Source organism: Mesorhizobium sp. M0052 (assembly GCF_040323255.1).
In the GTDB taxonomy this organism is placed as follows: domain Bacteria; phylum Pseudomonadota; class Alphaproteobacteria; order Rhizobiales; family Rhizobiaceae; genus Mesorhizobium.
Genome location: NZ_JAMYUS010000010.1, coordinates 187,411 through 204,519, shown reverse-complemented (window position 1 = coordinate 204,519; position 17,109 = coordinate 187,411). Strand labels below are relative to the sequence as shown.

The 17,109-nt window shown below is 63.7% G+C and carries 18 protein-coding genes; 6 read left to right on the top strand and 12 right to left on the bottom strand.

Going from position 1 to position 17,109, the window contains the following annotated elements:
• The first annotated feature begins 163 nt into the window (after positions 1-163).
• Together NKJ77_RS16160 and NKJ77_RS16155 are read left to right on the top strand one after the other, a co-directional pair.
• Positions 164-391 (top strand): DUF1127 domain-containing protein, encoded by a 228-nt coding sequence (locus NKJ77_RS16160; protein ID WP_023692229.1) that lies wholly within the window; start codon positions 164-166, stop codon positions 389-391.
• A gap of 102 nt (positions 392-493) precedes the next feature.
• On the top strand, positions 494-1,675 hold the full coding sequence (locus NKJ77_RS16155) for an MFS transporter (protein WP_023830379.1): 1,182 nt from the start codon (positions 494-496) through the stop codon (positions 1,673-1,675).
• 335 nt (positions 1,676-2,010) lie between these two features.
• Here NKJ77_RS16155 and NKJ77_RS16150 read toward each other — a convergent pair whose 3' ends face one another.
• From NKJ77_RS16150 to NKJ77_RS16135, 4 genes are all read right to left on the bottom strand, one after another.
• Positions 2,011-2,175, bottom strand: a complete 165-nt coding sequence (locus NKJ77_RS16150) for a DUF3309 family protein (RefSeq protein WP_023667887.1) — start codon at positions 2,173-2,175, stop codon at positions 2,011-2,013.
• A 363-nt stretch (positions 2,176-2,538) separates the two neighbouring features.
• Entirely contained in the window at positions 2,539-4,425 is a 1,887-nt protein-coding gene (locus NKJ77_RS16145) for an ABC transporter ATP-binding protein (RefSeq protein WP_352535451.1), read from the bottom strand.
• Positions 4,425-6,281 carry an ABC transporter ATP-binding protein gene (locus NKJ77_RS16140; protein WP_352535459.1) on the bottom strand — a complete coding sequence of 619 codons (1,857 nt, stop codon included), beginning with the start codon at positions 6,279-6,281 and terminating at the stop codon, positions 4,425-4,427. The genes NKJ77_RS16145 and NKJ77_RS16140 overlap by 1 nt, the downstream gene beginning before the upstream one ends.
• Positions 6,282-6,524: 243 nt before the next feature.
• On the bottom strand, positions 6,525-7,439 hold the full coding sequence (locus NKJ77_RS16135) for a dihydrodipicolinate synthase family protein (protein WP_352535450.1): 915 nt from the start codon (positions 7,437-7,439) through the stop codon (positions 6,525-6,527).
• Positions 7,440-7,703: 264 nt separating this feature from the next.
• Between NKJ77_RS16135 and NKJ77_RS16130 the strand changes: the two genes are divergently transcribed.
• Positions 7,704-8,636, top strand: a complete 933-nt coding sequence (locus NKJ77_RS16130) for a LysR family transcriptional regulator (RefSeq protein WP_352535449.1) — start codon at positions 7,704-7,706, stop codon at positions 8,634-8,636.
• Here the strand turns inward: NKJ77_RS16130 and NKJ77_RS16125 are convergent.
• The 3 genes from NKJ77_RS16125 to NKJ77_RS16115 form a co-directional block, all read right to left on the bottom strand.
• Positions 8,587-9,318, bottom strand: coding sequence for an SDR family oxidoreductase (locus tag NKJ77_RS16125; RefSeq protein ID WP_023820937.1), 732 nt, complete (start codon positions 9,316-9,318; stop codon positions 8,587-8,589). The two genes, NKJ77_RS16130 and NKJ77_RS16125, sit on opposite strands and share 50 nt — an antisense overlap.
• A gap of 163 nt (positions 9,319-9,481) precedes the next feature.
• Complete coding sequence (locus NKJ77_RS16120; RefSeq protein ID WP_023667893.1) at positions 9,482-10,090, bottom strand: NAD(P)-dependent oxidoreductase; 609 nt, start codon at positions 10,088-10,090, stop codon at positions 9,482-9,484.
• Between the two features lie 52 nt (positions 10,091-10,142).
• Positions 10,143-10,781, bottom strand: coding sequence for a DsbA family protein (locus NKJ77_RS16115; RefSeq protein WP_352535448.1), 639 nt, complete (start codon positions 10,779-10,781; stop codon positions 10,143-10,145).
• A 102-nt stretch (positions 10,782-10,883) separates the two neighbouring features.
• On the opposite strand from NKJ77_RS16115, the gene NKJ77_RS16110 reads away from it, so the two are divergent.
• The 3 genes from NKJ77_RS16110 (at position 10,884) to frp (ending at position 12,577) form a co-directional block, all read left to right on the top strand.
• Positions 10,884-11,795 (top strand): LysR family transcriptional regulator, encoded by a 912-nt coding sequence (locus tag NKJ77_RS16110; RefSeq protein WP_023818559.1) that lies wholly within the window; start codon positions 10,884-10,886, stop codon positions 11,793-11,795.
• Between the two features lie 96 nt (positions 11,796-11,891).
• Complete coding sequence (locus NKJ77_RS16105; RefSeq protein ID WP_023729215.1) at positions 11,892-12,167, top strand: hypothetical protein; 276 nt, start codon at positions 11,892-11,894, stop codon at positions 12,165-12,167.
• A gap of 74 nt (positions 12,168-12,241) precedes the next feature.
• Complete coding sequence (frp, locus tag NKJ77_RS16100; RefSeq protein WP_023704781.1) at positions 12,242-12,577, top strand: fluorescence recovery protein; 336 nt, start codon at positions 12,242-12,244, stop codon at positions 12,575-12,577.
• A gap of 77 nt (positions 12,578-12,654) precedes the next feature.
• Here the strand turns inward: frp and NKJ77_RS16095 are convergent, their stop codons facing one another.
• Genes NKJ77_RS16095 through NKJ77_RS16075 form a run of 5 tightly spaced genes read right to left on the bottom strand, consistent with a single transcriptional unit; the run spans position 12,655 to position 17,017 of the window.
• On the bottom strand, positions 12,655-13,683 hold the full coding sequence (locus NKJ77_RS16095) for an ROK family protein (protein WP_352535447.1): 1,029 nt from the start codon (positions 13,681-13,683) through the stop codon (positions 12,655-12,657).
• The gene (locus tag NKJ77_RS16090) at positions 13,683-14,408 is read right to left on the bottom strand and encodes a ribulose-phosphate 3-epimerase (protein ID WP_023807540.1); all 726 of its coding nucleotides are present in this window, start codon (positions 14,406-14,408) and stop codon (positions 13,683-13,685) included. Before NKJ77_RS16090 ends, NKJ77_RS16095 begins: the two co-directional genes overlap by 1 nt.
• A gap of 4 nt (positions 14,409-14,412) precedes the next feature.
• Positions 14,413-15,234, bottom strand: coding sequence for a sugar phosphate isomerase/epimerase family protein (locus NKJ77_RS16085; RefSeq protein ID WP_023692215.1), 822 nt, complete (start codon positions 15,232-15,234; stop codon positions 14,413-14,415).
• A 39-nt stretch (positions 15,235-15,273) separates the two neighbouring features.
• Complete coding sequence (locus NKJ77_RS16080) at positions 15,274-16,116, bottom strand: carbohydrate ABC transporter permease (protein WP_023686993.1); 843 nt, start codon at positions 16,114-16,116, stop codon at positions 15,274-15,276.
• Positions 16,117-16,120: 4 nt separating this feature from the next.
• Positions 16,121-17,017: a carbohydrate ABC transporter permease gene (locus NKJ77_RS16075; protein ID WP_023699786.1), complete on the bottom strand. Its 897-nt coding sequence runs from the start codon at positions 17,015-17,017 to the stop codon at positions 16,121-16,123.
• Positions 17,018-17,109 lie beyond the last annotated feature (92 nt).

The window sequence follows — 17,109 nt, the reverse complement described above, 5'->3', positions numbered from 1 at the left end:
AGTTGAGCACCTCGCGTTTCCATGAAACGGCGAGGTGCTCTAGCCGGTTTGGAACTTTTGAGAACTATTTGGCCGGGCTTAATTACGGCGCCGTCCGCATGCGGCAGAATTCAACCTCTTTCAAGCAGAGGGCTGTCGCCCCTCAAACCGAATGGAGGTTGCCATGAACGATACCCTTGCTTCTGCTCGTGCAGCCTTGCCGGAAAAGGCGGTGTCATCGGGCCGGCGTCCGACAGGCCCGCGGGGCATGATCGCGGCCTGGCGCGAGCGGATACGCTTTCGCTGGGACCTCAAGCAGATGGCGGAGGCCAATCCGCACCTGATCGACGATATCGGTCTGACCAGACGCCAGGTCGAGGCCGAAATCGTCAAACGCTTCTGGCAAGTGTGAGCTGATGTCGCGGATAAGACCCGCCCGCCTGTTTGGGCGTACCGCGGCGTTTTGCCGGCATTTGCACTTGCCGGAACGTGCCGATCCTGCTTCGAAGTCGGCATGAGCGCCGAAGACGCGACGTCACCGCCGGAGAACCACATCGCATGGGCCGCGATGGCCGGCATCATCGCGACAGTTACGGTGTTCGCCATAGCACAGGGGCTGACGTATCCGCTGCTCAGCTTCATCCTGGAACGGCAAGGGACGACACCGGGCCTTATCGGCCTCTCGGCCGCGATGACGCCTCTGGGTTTCATTATATCGTCGCTCTTCACGCCGGCGCTGGTCCGGCGGGTGGGCGCGGCGCGCTTTGCGGTTGTGTGTTCGATCCTGGCAGCAACCGTCCTGATCGCGATTGCCTGGACGCAGGATGTATGGGCCTGGATGCCGTTGCGCTTCCTGCTCGGCTTCTTTGCCAATCCGCTTTACGTGATCAGTGAAACCTGGCTGGTCTCGATCACACCCGCCGCACGCCGAGGCCGCATCATGGGCCTTTATTCGTCGATCGTTTCGGCCGGCTTCGGCCTCGGCCCGCTGTCGCTAGGCTTGGTCGGCACGCAAGGATGGCCACCCTTCATCGTCGGCAGCACGGCTTTCCTGGTCTGCGGCCTGATCGTGCTTGCCGTCGCGCCACGCCTGCCCGACATGCCGCGTGAGGGCGAAGCGGTGTCGGTCGGCGGCTTCTTCGCGCTGGCGCCGCTGCTCTTGTTCGCAGTCTTCACGGCTGCCGCCTTCGAGCAAGTCCTGCTTTCGCTGTTCGCGGTCTATGGTGCCGCGCTCGGCAGCACTGAGCAGCGCATCGCTTCGCTCATCACCTGTTTTATCGCCGGCAATGCCGTGCTGCAGGTCGTGCTTGGGCGCGCCGCCGAACGGTTTGGCTCGAAGCCGATGATGCTGTTCTGTGTCATGGCTTGCCTGGCCGGTTGCCTGCTGTTGCCATTGCTCTTCGCTACATGGCTTATCTGGCCGCTCTTCTTCGTCTGGGGCGGTGTCTCGTTCGGGATCTACACGCTGTCACTGATCCAGCTCGGCGAGCGTTTCACCGGTCAAGCCTTGATCGCCGGCAATGCCGCCTTTGCGTTCGTATGGGGCGTAGGCGGCATCGTCGGCTCCCCGGTGGCCGGGCTGGCGATGCAACTGACCGGACATCAGGGACTGCCATCGTCGCTTGGCCTGCTGTGCTGCGTGCTGGTGGTGTTTCTGCTGGCGGAACTACGGCGGGTTGACCGCGTTCAGGCGTGAGGCGTGCCTGCCATTGCTGCCTTCGGGCCGGTGCTGCCCTTGTCGACAGAGCGAGAAAGGCCGAACCCGCCTCGTCGCCGTCCTGGGTTTCTCGAAGCGTCCGATCCGCCTCGATGAACGCCACGGCCGCCAGGCGGGTGTCGGGGTCTGCAGCATTACGCCCGGCGCCTTCGGATAGTGCCACCATTAGGATATCCCAGCTCGTCGCGTTCGCTCGCGCCGACGCCGGCCCAGTGTTTCCGGACCAGCAATGTCTTCAGCTGCCATGTCTTCAAACCTCAATGTCAGGCGAAAACGCGGCCGCCGTAGAAACTCGGCGGCCGCCAATGGCGACGCTATATTCGCCCGAGAACAACCAGAATGATCACGATGATCAGCACCAGCCCGAGGCCACCGCCGCCATAGTAACCAGTGCCGTAGAACGGGCCGCCGCCGAGGCCGCTGAAGCCGCCGAGCAACGCGATGATCAGGATGATAATAAGAATGGTACCCAGGCCCATATGCCGTCTCCTTCGCTGCCGCGCCGTTCACGGCGCGGCTCGAAGAACTAAACTCCCAGCAAGCCTTCCTGTTCCCCGGCGATTTTCATCCGACGGCTAAGGAACGAAAGCCATCATGACGGCGTTTGCTGAGGTTCAGGCGCAAGCTGCGCGTGCATCGCGCGCCAGGCGGCGCGTAGAATTCAGAATTTACGCGGGATTGCCCTTTAGGCGGCCGGCCGCTCCTCCACCTGAACGCGCGGCAGGCGTGACGCCGGGCTTACGCTGGAAGGCGAGCTGAAACGTGTCGTCATCTGAAGCCGAATTGGTCGACGACGAGTTTTGGCCCCGCACCATTCCCAGTCGAGCTGAACCGGCAGCAGCTCACGTCGCCTTGCCGGCCGGCGCGCCTATGTCTTCCTCGGCAATATCGTCGAACGATGCGTAGTTCATGTTGTAGAGCCTGGCATAGAGGCCCTTGGCCGCCATCAGCTGCTCGTGGTTGCCGCTTTCGACGATCTCGCCGTTCTGTAAAACGATGATGCGATCGGCGCCGCGTATGGTCGCCAGCCGATGCGCGATGACCAGCCCGGTGCGGCCTTCCAGCAGCGTGACCAGCGCCTTCTGGATCAGCATCTCGGTGTAGGAATCGATGCTCGCCGTGGCCTCGTCGAGCACCAGGATTTTTGCGTCGGCGACCAGCGCCCGGGCGAAACTGATCAGCTGGCGCTGGCCGAGGGACAGATTGCCGCCGCGCTGTTCGAGCTCGGTGTCGTAGCCATCGGGCAAATGCTTGATGAAGTGGGGCGCGCCGCCGGCCGGCGGGGCGCGCACCACCTCCTCGCGGGTAGCCGATGTCTTGTGGTAGCGGATGTTCTCCAGCACCGTGCCGGAAAAAAGGAACGGCTCCTGCAACACCATCGCCACCTGGTCGCCGAGCGAATCCTGCGTCACGTCGCGCACGTCGTGGCCGCCGACCCGCACCTCGCCCGACCAGACATCATAGAAGCGGTGCACCAGCGCCATGCAGCTCGACTTGCCCGAACCGGTGGGGCCGACAAGCGCAACCGTCTCGCCCGGATTGACGCGGAAGGAGATGTTTTTCAGCACCGGCTGGTTCTGCCGGTAGCCGAAGGTGACGTTCCTGAACTCGACCGAACCGTCCATGTCGCGCGTCAGCGTCACCGCGCCCTGTCTGTCGCTGACGTCGACCGGTACGTCCAGCACTTCGGAGATGCGTTGGCCCGACGCCATGGCGCGCTGCATGACCGAGTACTGCATGGTGAGCGAGCGGATCGGGTCGAAGAAGCGCTGGATATAGAACAGGAACGCCACCATGACGCCGATGTCGAGGCTGTGCGACAGCACCATCGAGCCGCCGACGACGATCACGGTTGCCATCGCAATGCCGGTCAGCGTGTCGACGATCGGCACCATCACCTGCGCATATTTGGCCGAGGTCAGGTGAGCCCTGAGATTGGCCAGCACCTTCTCGTCATAAAGGTCGAAATTGACGTGCTGGCGCTCCAGGCTCTGCACCGTGCGAACGCCATGGATGCCTTCGGCCAGCGCGCCATTGGCGATCGAGTTGGTCTCATGCGCGGCCATGAAGGCGACCTTGGCGCGCGGCAGCCAGAACAGGCGCACGATGAACAACGCCGGCATGGTCGACAGCGTCAGCAGACCGAGCCGGAAATCGAGCCACAAAAGCACGCTGACGATGCCGAACATCAGCACGATGTCGCCCACCGACATCACCGAGGTCTCGAGGAATTCCTGCATGGAATTGACATCGCCCTGCAGGCGCGACATCAACCGTCCCACTTCGGTCTTGTCCATGAAGCTCAGCGACACACGCTGCAGATGGCTGAACATGGCGCGGCGCAAATCCGACAGCACATTCTCGGCCACCTTGCCGACGACACTTTCCTGGACATAGCTGGCGCCATAGTTGATCAGGATGATCAGAGCGAAGGCGCCGATCGCCCAGTTCATCACCGAGCGGTCGGCCTTGCCAGCGGCCATGCCGTGGTCGATGGCGTAACGGATGACCAGCGGGATCGCCAATTGCGTCAGCGTGAACACCAGCACGGCGGCAACCGAGATGAAGACCCGGCCCTGATACGGTTTCACGAAGCTCCAGATGCGGCGCAGGATACGCGGATCGTAGACCTTGCCGAAGACCTCTTCCTCGTCGCGGTGCGAACCGACAACGGCCCTGGTGGGCCGCCGGCTGGTGTCTTCCTTCTGGTCGTCGTTCTGTGTCGACATCATGCGGCTCCCACCGCCACCGGCAAATCGTCGTCCGGCCGCAGCTGCAGGTCGTAAAGCGCGCGGTAGCGTCCGCCGAGCGCCAGCAATTCCTGGTGCGTGCCGCGCTCGGCGATGCGGCCATTCTCGACGAACAGGATCTGGTCGGCATGCATCAGCGAGCTCAGCCGGTGCGAGATGATCAGCGTCACGCGGTCCTTGGCGAAACGCTTCATCGCGGTGCGGATTCGCTGCTCGGTGCCGGCGTCGACAGCCGCGGTGGAATCGTCGAAGACCAGCACCGAAGGCCGCAGCATCAGGGTGCGGGCGATGGTCAGGCGCTGCCGCTGGCCGCCGGAAAGCGATGACCCGCGCTCGCCCACGACCGTGGTGTAGCCGGCCGGAAGCCCGATGATGTAATTGTGCAGCTGGGCGTATTCAGCCGCCTGCCCGATGCGGGTCTCGCGCGCCCACGGATTGCCATAGGCGATGTTGTTTTCGATCGAGGTGGTGAACAGGAAAGCGTCCTGCTGCACGACGCCGACCGCCTTGCGCAGCGATTGCAGCGTGACCTCGCGGATATCTTGCCGGTCAATCGTGATCGCGCCCGACGTCACGTCGTAGAAGCGCGGGATCAGATGCGCGATGGTCGACTTGCCGCTGCCCGGCGGGCCGACAATGCCGACGGTCTCGCCGGACCTGGCCTCGAAGGAAATGCCCGACAGCGCCGGCCGGCCGCCGGCGCCCACGTAGCGGAAGCCGACATTGTCGAAGCGCAGCACGCCTTCGGTGACCACGAGATCCTTGGCATCAGGCGCATCCTCGATGTCAAGTTCGGCGTCAAGCAGTTCGAACAGCCTTGTGCCGCAGGTCGAGGCGCGGGCGAACGAGTTGACCATCAGCCCGAGCTGGCGCACCGGCATCTGCAGGATGGTCATGAAGGTGAGGAACTGCGCCAGCGTGCCGACGCTGATCTGGCCCGCGATCACCTTCTGGCCACCGAACCACAGCACCAGGCCCATGGCCGCCAGGAAGGAAAAATTCATGGCGCTGGTGTTAGAGACGCGGATGTCGACGCGCTGGTCGGCAAGCTCCAGCGCCGACTTCTTGGCGCGGTCGAATTTTTCCAGCTCATGCCGCTGCGCCGCAAAGGCGCGCACGACGCGGATTCCGCCGAGGTTCTCGTCCATCACCCGGCTCAGCACTGACAGCCGCTCCTGCAGCGTCAGCCAGGTGCTGCGCAGCCTGAGCTGTGTGACCGAGGAGCGCCAGGCGACGAACGGCACGAAACTCAGACTGAGCAGCCCGAGCTCGAGATCGGTGCTGATCAGGAGATAGGAGCCGACGCCGATCAGCACGCCGAGCAGCACCACGCGCAATATGCCGGTGGAAAAGAACATGCGCACGCCGTCGAGGTCGAGCAGGCCAAGCGTAATCAGGTCGCCGGTATGCACCCGGTCATGGAAGGAGAAGCTCAGCCGCTGGATCTTCTCGTAGAAGGCCAGGCGCAGCTCATAGCCGGTGCGGTGGCCAACGGCCTCGCCATAATAATTCTGCGCCATGGTGAAGAGGCCGCGCAGGATGCTGACGACGAGCAAGGTGATCGCCGTCGTCCACAGCGCCTGCTCAGCCGCCGCGCCGCCGCCTCCAGCCATCACGCCTTGCGCCTGGTCGATGGCGTGGCCCAGCAGGCGCGGGATGAACAGCTGCAGCGTCGCGGCGATGAAGGTCGAGGCGATGGTGACCGCAACCTGCCAGGGATGGCGCAACGTCATGCGCACGATGCGCAGCAGCGTGCTGAGGCCCTTGCCCCAGGACGCCTCCGCCACATGGGCAAACGATTTGCCGCGCTTCGCCGCGCCGCGGGTTGCATCCATTGCCAAGGAAAATATCCAATCGGGTCCGGACATTAGCCCAGACGAATGAAGAAGACTCAGTTTCAGATGCCGCGATGGTACGCCTCCATTTTGACCGTTCAAGGACCAATGGCGGCATCGCACTGTGCCTGAAAGGGGCTGATCGTCCGCGACCGCTTAAGCCCGTGTCGGCGTTAGAGGCGGCAGGCTCGTCACTTTAGGCCGATTGAAAAGATGCGAGCATGTGGGTTGCGCCAACCGCCATCATGCGTGACCTCGGCCAATGTGATCGGCTGCGGGACCGAGCGCAGTGAGCAGCGCCTTGCCGCTTTCCAGCGTCGCATTCTCATGCGGCGCGCGCAGGTTGAGCCAGCGTTTGTCGCCGGAGCGCACCGCCAGCACGGCCTTCATTGCCGGGATCAGGCCTGCATCCTGGATCACCTTGCGGAACGCCCTGATCGCGGCGTCCGCTTCCGTGACGTCTTGGCCAGCGATCGTCGCGTCGTAGAGGGCGCGGATGGCCGCAGCGTTGAGATTGACGGTCGCGGAGATACAGCCCGCAGCACCACTGGCGAGCCCCTTGGTCAGTTGCGCCTCCGAGCTGGGGAACACCGCGACGTCGGGTGCGGCGGCAATCACCGCCGCCGTGTTGTTCCAGTCGCCGGCGCTATCCTTGTAGGCGACGACCGTCTCTGGAAACGCCGCGCTCAACCGGGCGGTCAGGGCAGGGCTTACCGGCACGCCGGAGTTCTGCGGGATGTGGTAGAGGATCACCTTCAGCGCCGGGTTGGCCACCCTTTCGATCAGCTCGCTGTAGTAGCGCGCCTGGCCATCGTCCCCGGCGGCCGCGTAGAAGAACGATGGCAGCACCATCACGGCGGCGCAGCCGAGGCCGACCGCGTGCTTCGACAGTTCGACGGTTTCGGGCAGTGCGGTGACGCCGGTGCCGGGCATCATGCGCCCCGGCGAAATGCCTGATGCAACCAGCCATTCCAGCGCCTGCATGCGCTCGTCGAGCGAGAGCGACAGTGCCTCGCCCGTGGTGCCGAACGGCGACAGCAAATGGGCGCCCTGGCCCAGCACCCATTTGGCATGTGAGATCCACAGGTCACGGGCAATGCGGCCATCGTTCTCGAACGGCGTCAGGATCGGGGCGATGGTTCCTTGCGGGCGGGGCATGTCGGTCCTTCCATCGGTGCTGGAAATCAGCTTGGCATAGAGCATACGTACGATGCGATCTGCCAGAGGCGATCTCTTGGGCCACCGCGCCGGCCGTGGGAAAACTTGCGGGTCATTGCCGCGAAATTCTGGCCCTTCGGTCTGCCACAACCAGATGACGCCGGCGTCAATGGGTTGCAAATGGACCGGGGTTGCAAATGGACCAGGGTTGCAAGTGGACCAGCCAAGCCCGAAATGTCGAACAGAGACAGATCCGGAAACGGCATGCACCCACGATTGCTCAAGACCTTCCTCGCCGTGGCGCGGCACCGCAACATCACCCGCGCAGCGCGGGAGGTTCATCTGGCGCAGTCGAGCGTCAGCGACCAGATCCAGTCGCTGGAAAGCGAACTTGGTGTCGTCCTCTTCATCCGCTCGCGCCACGGCCTCGACCTGACGACGGCCGGCGACGCGCTGAAACCCTATGCTGAAGAGATTCTGCAACTGGCGGAGGAGGCGCGTATTGCCGTCGAGGCAACGACGGGAATGACCGCCGGAACGGTTACGGTCGGCGCGCTGGAGACGATTGCGACCGTCAGACTTCCGCAATGGCTGGCGGCCTTTCGAGGCGACCACCCGGAGATCGGTCTGCGGCTGAAAATCGCCGGCAGCGATGCCCTGCTGCGGCAGCTCGAAGAGAGCGAGATTGACGTCGCCTTCTGTTTCGACAAAGGCGGTCTGGACGAACGTCTGGCCCGGCGCACGATATCGGCCGAGCCGCTGGTCCTTGTCGCCTCACCCGAACATGCGCCCGCATCGGGGCAGAGCGACCTGGCCACGCTCGCCGCGATGCGTTTCGTGGTGACGGAAACCGGATGCGTCTACCGGCATCTGTTCGACACTGCCTTTGCCGAGATTGCAGCGCCAGAACTTGCCGCCGAAGTCGGCAGCATCGGCGCCATTGCGGGCCTGGTGGCGACTGGTGTCGGCATGGGCCTGGTGCCGCGGCTGGCCGTTGCCGACGCGCTCGATCGCGGCGAGATCGTCGAATTGCCATGGCCGGGTTCGGCCCGCACGGCGTCGCTGGTCATGATCTGGCGCCGCCGGCGGGTGCAACCGCCGGCGCTGAAACTGCTGCTGGCGGCCGCGGCCAGGAATTTCGCTGCGCTCAGATCAGCCGGTGACCGCCCTCGACATGCAGAACCGTCCCTGTCGTAAAACCGTTGCTCATCAGGAAGGCGATAGCATCGGCAATGTCGTCCGGTTGCCCGACGCGGCCGACCGGCAGGCGCCTGGCCATTGCATCGAGCGTCTCGTGCTTCTTGTCGCCGGCCACAAAACTCCAGATCGGCGTGTCGACCCAGCCCGGCGAGACGGCGTTGACGCGGATCGGCGCCAGTTCGACCGCCAGCGCCCGCACCAACCCTTCCAGCGCAGCGTTGACGGCAGCGACGACGGAGCCGCGCGCGGCAGGTCGATAGGCGGCGATGCCTGAGGTGAAGGTGATGGAACCGTTAGCCGAAAGCTGCGGCGCGCCATATTTGGCGAGCAGCAGCGGCCCGTAAAATTTGCTTTCGACGACCCGCTGCGCCGCCTTCAGGTCGACTGAAGGCAATAGCTCATAGGCGCCTTCGATGTCGGCGGCGGTGCTGACGATATGGTCGAGCCGGCCAATTCGCTTGAACAGGTCAGCGACCTGATCCTCCCTGGCGATATCGGCCGCGACGGCGCTCAAAGCGGAAGGGTTCTGCAGCGCCTCGCCGGCACGCTTGAGCCTGGCTTCACTGCGGCCGACGATGATGACTTCGGCGTCTGAGTCCAGGCACCGCCTTGCCAACGCCAGCCCCATTCCGGAGCTGCCGCCAATGATAGCGATTTTCGATTTTGCGATGTCTGCCATGTTTCCGTTCCTGTCCTGAACCGCTCCGGCGAGAGTCGCAGACCGGCGGCAGGAGTGGAAACGGAAGAAAGCGATAGTGCCATCGGAGGCTCCGATGGCACTATCGTCGATAGCAACGGACGCGGGCCGCTCCGTCGAGTGCCCGCCTGTCAATGAAGTGCGCTCAGTAGCCGACCGTGAAGCGCTGCTTGATATGCGCCGGCTTTTCGATCTCGTCGGCCATGACGATGGCATAGTCCTCGAAGGAAATGCTGCTGCCCTTGTCGGACGTCAGCAGCGTGTCCTTGCCGATGCGGTATTTGCCGGTCCGCTCGCCGGCGACGAACAGCGCCGAAGGCGACAGCAAGGTCCAGTCGAGATCGTCGACCGTCCGCAGCGTGTCGAGGAAGTCGGCGCCCTTCTGTGCCTCGGCCTTGTAGATATCAGGGAAGGTCGGCGTGTCGACCAGGCGCTTGCCGGGCGCAACCTCAAGGCTGCCGGCGCCGCCGACGACGAGGTAGCGTTTGACGCCGGAAGCACGCACGGCTGCGATGAGCGTATCGGGATCGCTGTCGAGGAAATGCACCGAGGAGATCACCGCGTCATGACCCTTGATCAGGGCGGCAAGGCCATCCTTGTCGAAGACGTCGCCCTTCTTGGCAGTCACGCCCGGAAGTGCCGCGATCTTGTCTGGATGCCGGGCAATGGCGGTGATGCTGTGCCCGCGATCGGAGAGTTCCTTAAGCAGGCGGGAGCCGACCTGGCCGGACGCGCCGATAAGTGCGATTTTCATGGGGATTTTCCTTTCGTCTGGGGAGAATTTCGTCTGGGGAGAATTTCTGGGACTACGCCGCCTCGATGTGAGCGACGAGATTGTCGTAGCTGCCGAACAGCGCGTTGGCGCCGATCAGGCGCGGCGCCGTTTGGCCGATCACCGCCAGCGCGGGAACGCCATTGGCATGCAGCCGTTGGAACAACATCCGCCCGCGGCTGACCAGGTCGTCATGCTTCGCCAGAAACGGCTGCGTCGGCGCCTTCAAGAGCTTTGCCGCGTCGCTCATGCCGGCGTCGGTCAGTACCGAGGCGACGCCGTCAACCGTCACAATATCGCGACCGTCGACATAGCGGGCATGCTGGATCGCCTTCAGTGCCGCAAGTTCCTGGCGCCAGTCGTGCAGCCCGGCGGCGTTGATGCCCATGGTGGCAGCGGAAGAATCGAGCAAGGTGCCGCTGACATTGAGCACATTGTCGAGATAGGCCTGGCTGAAGCGCTGTCCGCTCAGCCGCGCGATGCGCTGGTCATTGTCCCAGGCGTGGGCGGCAAAACCTGCATCCAGCGGCCGCGCGCCGGCACCGGAGAAAAGCCCCACCGGCAGCAGTTGGAGCGCGGTCCCGCCGGCGGCCAGTCGATCCAGCATCGGCGTGGCGCCATAGCACCAGCCGCAGAGCGGGTCGAAAAGATAGGTTAGGGTTGCATTGGTCATGGCGGCCTCATTCTGTTGCCCGATAGATGACAGCTGGACCGCTTGCGAAAAATAGCGATCAATCATACAAACTGTCTGATAAAATCAGACAATGAGCGGCCTGTGACCGAACTCCTCAATCTCAACCGGCTCGTTTACTTCGCCACCGTGGTGGAGACCGGCTCGTTCACGGCCGCTGCCGACCGTCTCGATGTTGCCAAGGCTGTGGTCAGCCATCAGGTCGGCAAGCTCGAAGAAGAGCTTGGCGCTACGCTGTTGCGGCGCACGACCCGGCGCGTGACGGCGACCGAAGAGGGTCGTCTGTTCTATGACCGGACCGCGATCATCCTGCGCGAGGCGGAGGCAGCCTATGGCGACATTTCGCAGCGCGCGGCGCAGCCGACGGGGACGCTGCGGCTGACGGCGCCGCTCGACTATGGCGAGAAGGTCGTGGCGCCGACCATCGCCGCCTATCTCAGAAAATATCCGAAAATGCGGGTCGAGACGATCTTCGACGATGCGGTCAGCAACCTGGTCGACGAGCAGATCGATCTCGGCATCCGCGTCGGCTGGCTTGCCGATTCCAGCAATCTGGCACGGCGGCTGGGCAGCCTGCAGCAATTCGTCGTCGCCAGCCCGGAACTGGCCGCCAGGCTGCCTGGGGAAGCCAGCCCCAGGCAGGCGAAGTCGCTGCCCTGGGTCGGCAACGCCCAGTTGCGCGGGGTCGGCCAATGGCTGTTCTCGAGGGGCACGGAAACGGTGCTGGCCGAACTCAACCCCGTCGTCAGCTGCGACAAGACACCAGGCGTGCTGTCCTGCGTGCTGGCCGGCATCGGCCTCGGCATCTTTCCGGATTACAGTGTCGCCGACGACATTGCGCGCGGCCGGCTGGTGCGGGTGTTCGCGGACTGGACCTTGCCGTCCGGTGGCATCCATGCCGTCTTCCCGCCGGCGCGCTTCAGGCCGGCCAAGGTGCGCGCTTTCGTCGACCTCCTGGTTGCAGCCGAACGGCGGCGCGCGCGCAGTGCGGGCTGATCTCGGCACCGGCCGGCAATGCCGGCGAGGGAACCTTTGTTCGGCAGGCGCTTTTGGATATGCTGCGATTCCGAACCGTCAGAAGGGGTACTGCCGATGACCACCAAGATCTTTGCGACCTGCATGCTCGCTCTCGCTGTCGGCTGCAGCCTGTCCACAGCGGCTGTCGCCAAAGACAAGCATCGCCATCGTCAGCCAGAACCCGAACGCTACGTCCCCGCCCATCGCGACCTCATCTACGCCCTGTTCGGCGGCCCGCGCTACTATGACAAAATGCTGATCACCACGGCGGCCGGCCCGTGCTCTTACGACCGGGTCGGGCCGGACGCGAATGCGCTGAACAAGGTCAACGATCACCATTGCGGAAAGTAGATTGTCCCAAAGGCGGGGTCCTGCGTCCCAGGGTTACCGGATGACGGCCGCCGCGAACACGATAGAGACAGTCGATGACCGCTGGTGAGAAATGGTCTCCGTCCGAAAAGAAAGTCGCCCGCACTGCCTATGACGCAGCGCTGAAGGTGGCGCTCGACAAGACGTTGGCTGAACTCAAGAGCAGGGCCCACGTTGCGGCAACGCCTTCCGAAATATGGGATGTCGAAGACTTTCTGCGGCAGCAGCGACGGAAGATCGACCAGATGTTCGACTATCGCTATTCACAGCTAATACAGGTCTTCGCCAATCTCATCCGGCAAGGCTATCTCGAGGAGAATCTCCTTGTTGGCTTGTCGGAAGACAAGCGGCAAACGATCCGAAAATACGCCAGCTGGAATCGCGAAGGGTAGGGGTCCTCTTCGGGGACCTTGGCGCTGCATTCAAACTGGACCATTCACCATCTTCGCGCGCGCCGCGCAGCTCGAGTTCAGCCATGGCGTGCCTCCGTGGCATCGGCGGTCCCGCCTCTGTCCTTGTCGTCCTGCGCCATCGCCAGCGGCGCACCCGGTTCGCCTTCCAACAGGATCAGGCTGGCGGCGCCGATCAGCCCGGCGCGGTCGCCGAGTTCAGCCTGCACGATCGGCACGTCGCGATAGGCCGGCATCGCCCGCTGCTGGATGACCGCTCTGATCGACGGTGCCAGAAGGTCGAACCCGTTGGAAAGGCCGCCTCCCATGACAATCAGATCGGGCGAATAGAGATGAAGCAGGTTGGTGAAGCCGATGCCCAGCCATTGTGCTTCCGCCTCGATCAGGTCGAGAGCGTTGGCGTCGCCGGCCTTGGCAGCCTCTACGACATGCCTGGCCGAGACGTCGCCGTCATTTGACAGCCGTCGTAAGAGCGAGCCGTCGCCCGGCGCGGTCAGTCGCGTGGCGCGGCGGCCGAGCGCGGTTCCGGAGGCAACGGCCTCGAAGCAGCCGATGGCGCCGCAAAAGCAGCGGTCGCCTTCACCGGTGATGGTCATGTGGCCGATCTCGGCCGCCAGTCCGCGCCTGCCGTGATAGATGTGGCCATCGGCGACGACGCCGCCGCCAATGCCGGTCGATACGGTGACGAACACCAGCGATCCGCTGCCACGTCCGGCGCCAAAACGCCATTCGCCGAGCGCCGCCGCATTGGCGTCATTCTCCAGCCGCACCGGCAGGCCGAAATGCTGCCCCAGAATGTCGATCAGCGGCACATCATGCCAGCCGGCCAGCGTCGGCGGCGCGATCACGATGCCCGCCTTGGGGTCGAGCGGTCCCGGCGCGCCGACGCCGATGCCGGCGACGTTTGCCTGCGGGTGTTCCCTAAGCAGCGTGCCTGCCAGAGCGACGATCTGGCCGATCACCGCCTCGGATCCCGCACCGGCAAGCGTCGGCGCTGAAGCATGAGCGACGATGCGGCCATAGCTTTCGACCAGCGCACCGCGCAGCGCCGTGCCGCCGAGATCGAAGGCCAGCGCAAGCTTGGTCATCAGGCGGCGACCTCCAGCCCGTGCAGCCAGGCCATGCGCCGGGCAAGGTCGGGATCGCCGAAGGCCAGCGAGCCCAGCACCACGGTCTCCGCACCTGCGGCGCGCAGTAAGGGCACGGTCTCGTGGCGGATGCCGCCATCGGCGGCGAGCACGATGTCGGCCTCGCGGCCGGCTTTGCGCATCAGCACGCGCGCCTCGATCAGGCGCGGACACGCCTGCTCCGACAGGCTTTGGCCCTTGACGCCGATGGAAGTGCCGAGCAGCGTCACGAACGCCACTTCCGGCAGGAAGGGCGTGACGGCCGCGACCGGTGTTTCCAGCCGCAGCACCACGCCGGCCTCGGCCCCGAGTTCACGCGCCAGTCTCACGGCGCGCAGACCGGTCTCGCCGTTTTCGGCGTGCACACTGATCAGGTCGGCGCCGGCCTCGATGAACTGGCGCGTCTGTTCCTCGACGATCTCGGCTTCGACCATCAAATGGACATGGATAGGCTTTGCGGTGAGCTTGGCGATGTGCGCCACCAGGTCCGGGAAGAACAGGAAGCCAGGGGTGAAGCGGGCATCGGCGACGTCGATATGATGGACATCGGCATGGGTCTCGATGCGCTTCAAATCGCGCTCCATATTGGCGAGGTCGGCCGACCACAGCGAAAACTCGCCGATAAGCCGGTTGCGCGGCAGGGCGGCAATTGCTGCGGGGCCGGACAGGGGCTTGTTCGTCGTCATCGTCTCAGGCTCCGTAGCCGCGCATTGTCTGGCGGTTGGTTTTGACGGCGCCGGCAGGGTCGGCGGCGGCCGTTTCGGACTCTTCCTCCAGCACCAGCCAGCCGTTGAAATTGGGTGCAGCACCAGCGATCTCGATCACCTTCGCCGTGTCACAGACGCCCTTGCCGAGCATCGCCCAGGTTCCATTCGCGTCGACATCCTTCAGATGCACATAGCGGATGCGGTCGCGATAAGTGGTGAGCGTATCCGCCATGTCCTGGCCACCGCGCAAGATGTGGCCGGTGTCGGGCACCCAGCCCACCAGCGAGGCGTCGAGCAGCCCGAAGATGCGGTCGTAGTCGGCGCGGTCGAACAGCAGCGTGTTGTGATGCGAGCTTGGATGCACCGCGACCTGGACGCCGGCCTCGCGCCCGAGCTCGCCGGCTTTGTTGTAGACCTCGGCGGCGATGGCAAACTTGTCGTCGCGCGGCCCGTCGGAAACGATCGTGGCCGAGCCCATCGACACCAGCGCGCCGGGAAAGGCGGCGGCGAAGTCGATCCAGCGTTTGGCGGTCTCCAGGTCGGCGCCGATCTCATCCCTGAGCGTGAAACCGCTCTTGGAGCCGAAGGCGAAGGAGACGAGCGTCAGCCCGGATGACTTCAGCGCGGCGGCGAACTCCGCTGGCTTGGCGGCATAGCGGCCGATCATCGTGTCGGTGATCTCGATGCCGGCATAGCCGCCATCGGCGATCGCCTTGAGCAGATCGTCCGGGCCGCCGGCAAAACGGTCGCCGAGCATTTCCCAGGTAAAGGTCTGGCAACCGACTTCCAGGTCTTTCACGGTCATCCTTTCATTCCTTGATTCCACCTCCGTTGGAGGGACATCCTACTTGACCGACCCTGCGGTCATGCCGGCGAGGAAGAACCTCTGGGCAACCAGGTAGATGACCAGGAGCGGCAGCGAGCCGAGCACGCTCATCGCCATCATCTGGTTCCATTCGAATGCGTGTTGCCCCATCAACAACTGGATGCCGATCGGGACGGTGCGCATGGACGTCGACTTCGTCAGTGTCAGCGCAAAGAGAAATTCGTTCCAGCACAACAGGAAGGTGTAGACCGACGTCGCCACGATACCAGGCAGTGAAATCGGCACGATCACCCGCCACAGTGCGGTCCAACTGGTGCCGCCGTCGACAGCCACCGCTTCATCGAGGTCGCGGGGCAAGGTGTTCAGATATCCCGTCATCAGCAGGATCGCATAGGGCAGCGTAAACACCAGATAGGTCAGGATCAGCGCGACATAGGTGTCGAAGATGCCATACGAGACGACAAGCCCGAAGAAGGGGATTAAAAGCGTGATCGGCGGGATCGTCTGCGTGCTGATGATGAGAGTGTTGAGGCTGCCCTTGCCGCGGAAATTGAAACGGCTGAACCCATAGGCCGCCAGCAAGGCGATCAGCACCGTCAGCACGGTCACCGCTCCGGCCACGAAGTAGCTGTTGAAGAAGAAGCGCAGCTTTACCGGGTCGCCCAGGATGGCCGCATACGCTTCCAGCGTGAAGGCCTTCGGCAGGACGGTTGGTGGCAGGGCAAAGATTTCGGTGTTCGACTTGAACGAGCTGCTCAGCATCCAGTAGATCGGGAAGGCCGCGAAAAAGAGCCCTGCGGCAAGCGCGACATGGAGCGCGGCGGTGATCAGCCTGTCTTTGGGCGTGTGCATTTTCCTCATGTGACTACCGAGCCTTTTGATAGCGGATGTAGAACAGCGTCAGGCCGAGAGAGATCAGCAGGATGACCACGGCGCTCGCCGAGGCCTGCGACAGGTTGTAGCTCGAAAACGCCAGCTTGTACGTGTAGGTGCTGAGGACCTCGGTCGAGTAGATCGGACCGCCACCCGTCGTTATCCAGATCAATGGAAAGACCTGCATGGTCCAGATGAAGTCGAGCAGCGAGATGCTGATGATGATCGGCATCAGCTGCGGAATGGTGATGAAGATCAGCTTCTGGTAGGCCTTCGCGCCGTCGATATCGGCGGCCTCGTAGAAATCCTTGGGAATGCCCTGCAAGCCTGCGAGCAGGCTGACCATGAAAAGCGGGTAGCCCGCCCAGATATTGGCGAAGGTGACGGCGTGCAGCGCGGTCGCGGGCGAGGAAAACCACTCGACCTTGGAGCCGATGATGCCGATCTGCATGAGAACACTGTTCACGACACCATTCGGCTCAAGCAGCAGGCGCCAGATCACCGCGATAATCACCGCGGTGAACAGCCAGGGCAGTATGTACAGCACGCGCAGGATGTTGCGCAGCGTCGGATTGATGCGGTCGCTGTTCAGCATGAGTGCGAAGAGCATGCCGATGGTCATATGGAAGACGACACTCATGCAGGTGAAATAGAGCGTGTGCCACAGCGAGGCCCAGAACACCGGATCGGCAAAGATCGCCTGGTAGTGTTTCAGTCCGGCAAAGGACGGATCGCGACGCAGCACCGCGCTGTTCTGGAACGAATAGCCAATCACCGTCACCATCGGCAGCAGCATCAGAAGGCCGATTATGAGGAGCGATGGTGACAGATAGAGATAGGGTGCGACCGCTCGTTTCAGTCGATGGTGGGAGCGCTTCTGCCCGGTCATGTGCGACCCCTGGGATGTGCCTTCAGGAGGAAGGTGCGCTTCAAAAACAGGTCCATCTCAAATTGCCGATCCGTTGTTGACGGGTGGCCTGG

What these genes read in the sequence shown, in the direction of transcription:
- NKJ77_RS16160 (WP_023692229.1), top strand. Translation starts at nt 164, where the DNA reads ATGAACGATACCCTTGCTTCTGCTCGTGCAGCCTTGCCGGAAAAGGCG.
- NKJ77_RS16155 (WP_023830379.1), top strand. Translation starts at nt 494, where the DNA reads ATGAGCGCCGAAGACGCGACGTCACCGCCGGAGAACCACATCGCATGG.
- NKJ77_RS16150 (WP_023667887.1), bottom strand. Translation starts at nt 2,175, where the DNA reads ATGGGCCTGGGTACCATTCTTATTATCATCCTGATCATCGCGTTGCTC.
- NKJ77_RS16145 (WP_352535451.1), bottom strand. Translation starts at nt 4,425, where the DNA reads ATGTCGACACAGAACGACGACCAGAAGGAAGACACCAGCCGGCGGCCC.
- NKJ77_RS16140 (WP_352535459.1), bottom strand. Translation starts at nt 6,281, where the DNA reads ATGGATGCAACCCGCGGCGCGGCGAAGCGCGGCAAATCGTTTGCCCAT.
- NKJ77_RS16135 (WP_352535450.1), bottom strand. Translation starts at nt 7,439, where the DNA reads ATGCCCCGCCCGCAAGGAACCATCGCCCCGATCCTGACGCCGTTCGAG.
- NKJ77_RS16130 (WP_352535449.1), top strand. Translation starts at nt 7,704, where the DNA reads ATGCACCCACGATTGCTCAAGACCTTCCTCGCCGTGGCGCGGCACCGC.
- NKJ77_RS16125 (WP_023820937.1), bottom strand. Translation starts at nt 9,318, where the DNA reads ATGGCAGACATCGCAAAATCGAAAATCGCTATCATTGGCGGCAGCTCC.
- NKJ77_RS16120 (WP_023667893.1), bottom strand. Translation starts at nt 10,090, where the DNA reads ATGAAAATCGCACTTATCGGCGCGTCCGGCCAGGTCGGCTCCCGCCTG.
- NKJ77_RS16115 (WP_352535448.1), bottom strand. Translation starts at nt 10,781, where the DNA reads ATGACCAATGCAACCCTAACCTATCTTTTCGACCCGCTCTGCGGCTGG.
- NKJ77_RS16105 (WP_023729215.1), top strand. Translation starts at nt 11,892, where the DNA reads ATGACCACCAAGATCTTTGCGACCTGCATGCTCGCTCTCGCTGTCGGC.
- frp (WP_023704781.1), top strand. Translation starts at nt 12,242, where the DNA reads ATGACCGCTGGTGAGAAATGGTCTCCGTCCGAAAAGAAAGTCGCCCGC.
- NKJ77_RS16095 (WP_352535447.1), bottom strand. Translation starts at nt 13,683, where the DNA reads ATGACCAAGCTTGCGCTGGCCTTCGATCTCGGCGGCACGGCGCTGCGC.
- NKJ77_RS16090 (WP_023807540.1), bottom strand. Translation starts at nt 14,408, where the DNA reads ATGACGACGAACAAGCCCCTGTCCGGCCCCGCAGCAATTGCCGCCCTG.
- NKJ77_RS16085 (WP_023692215.1), bottom strand. Translation starts at nt 15,234, where the DNA reads ATGACCGTGAAAGACCTGGAAGTCGGTTGCCAGACCTTTACCTGGGAA.
- NKJ77_RS16080 (WP_023686993.1), bottom strand. Translation starts at nt 16,116, where the DNA reads ATGAGGAAAATGCACACGCCCAAAGACAGGCTGATCACCGCCGCGCTC.
- NKJ77_RS16075 (WP_023699786.1), bottom strand. Translation starts at nt 17,017, where the DNA reads ATGACCGGGCAGAAGCGCTCCCACCATCGACTGAAACGAGCGGTCGCA.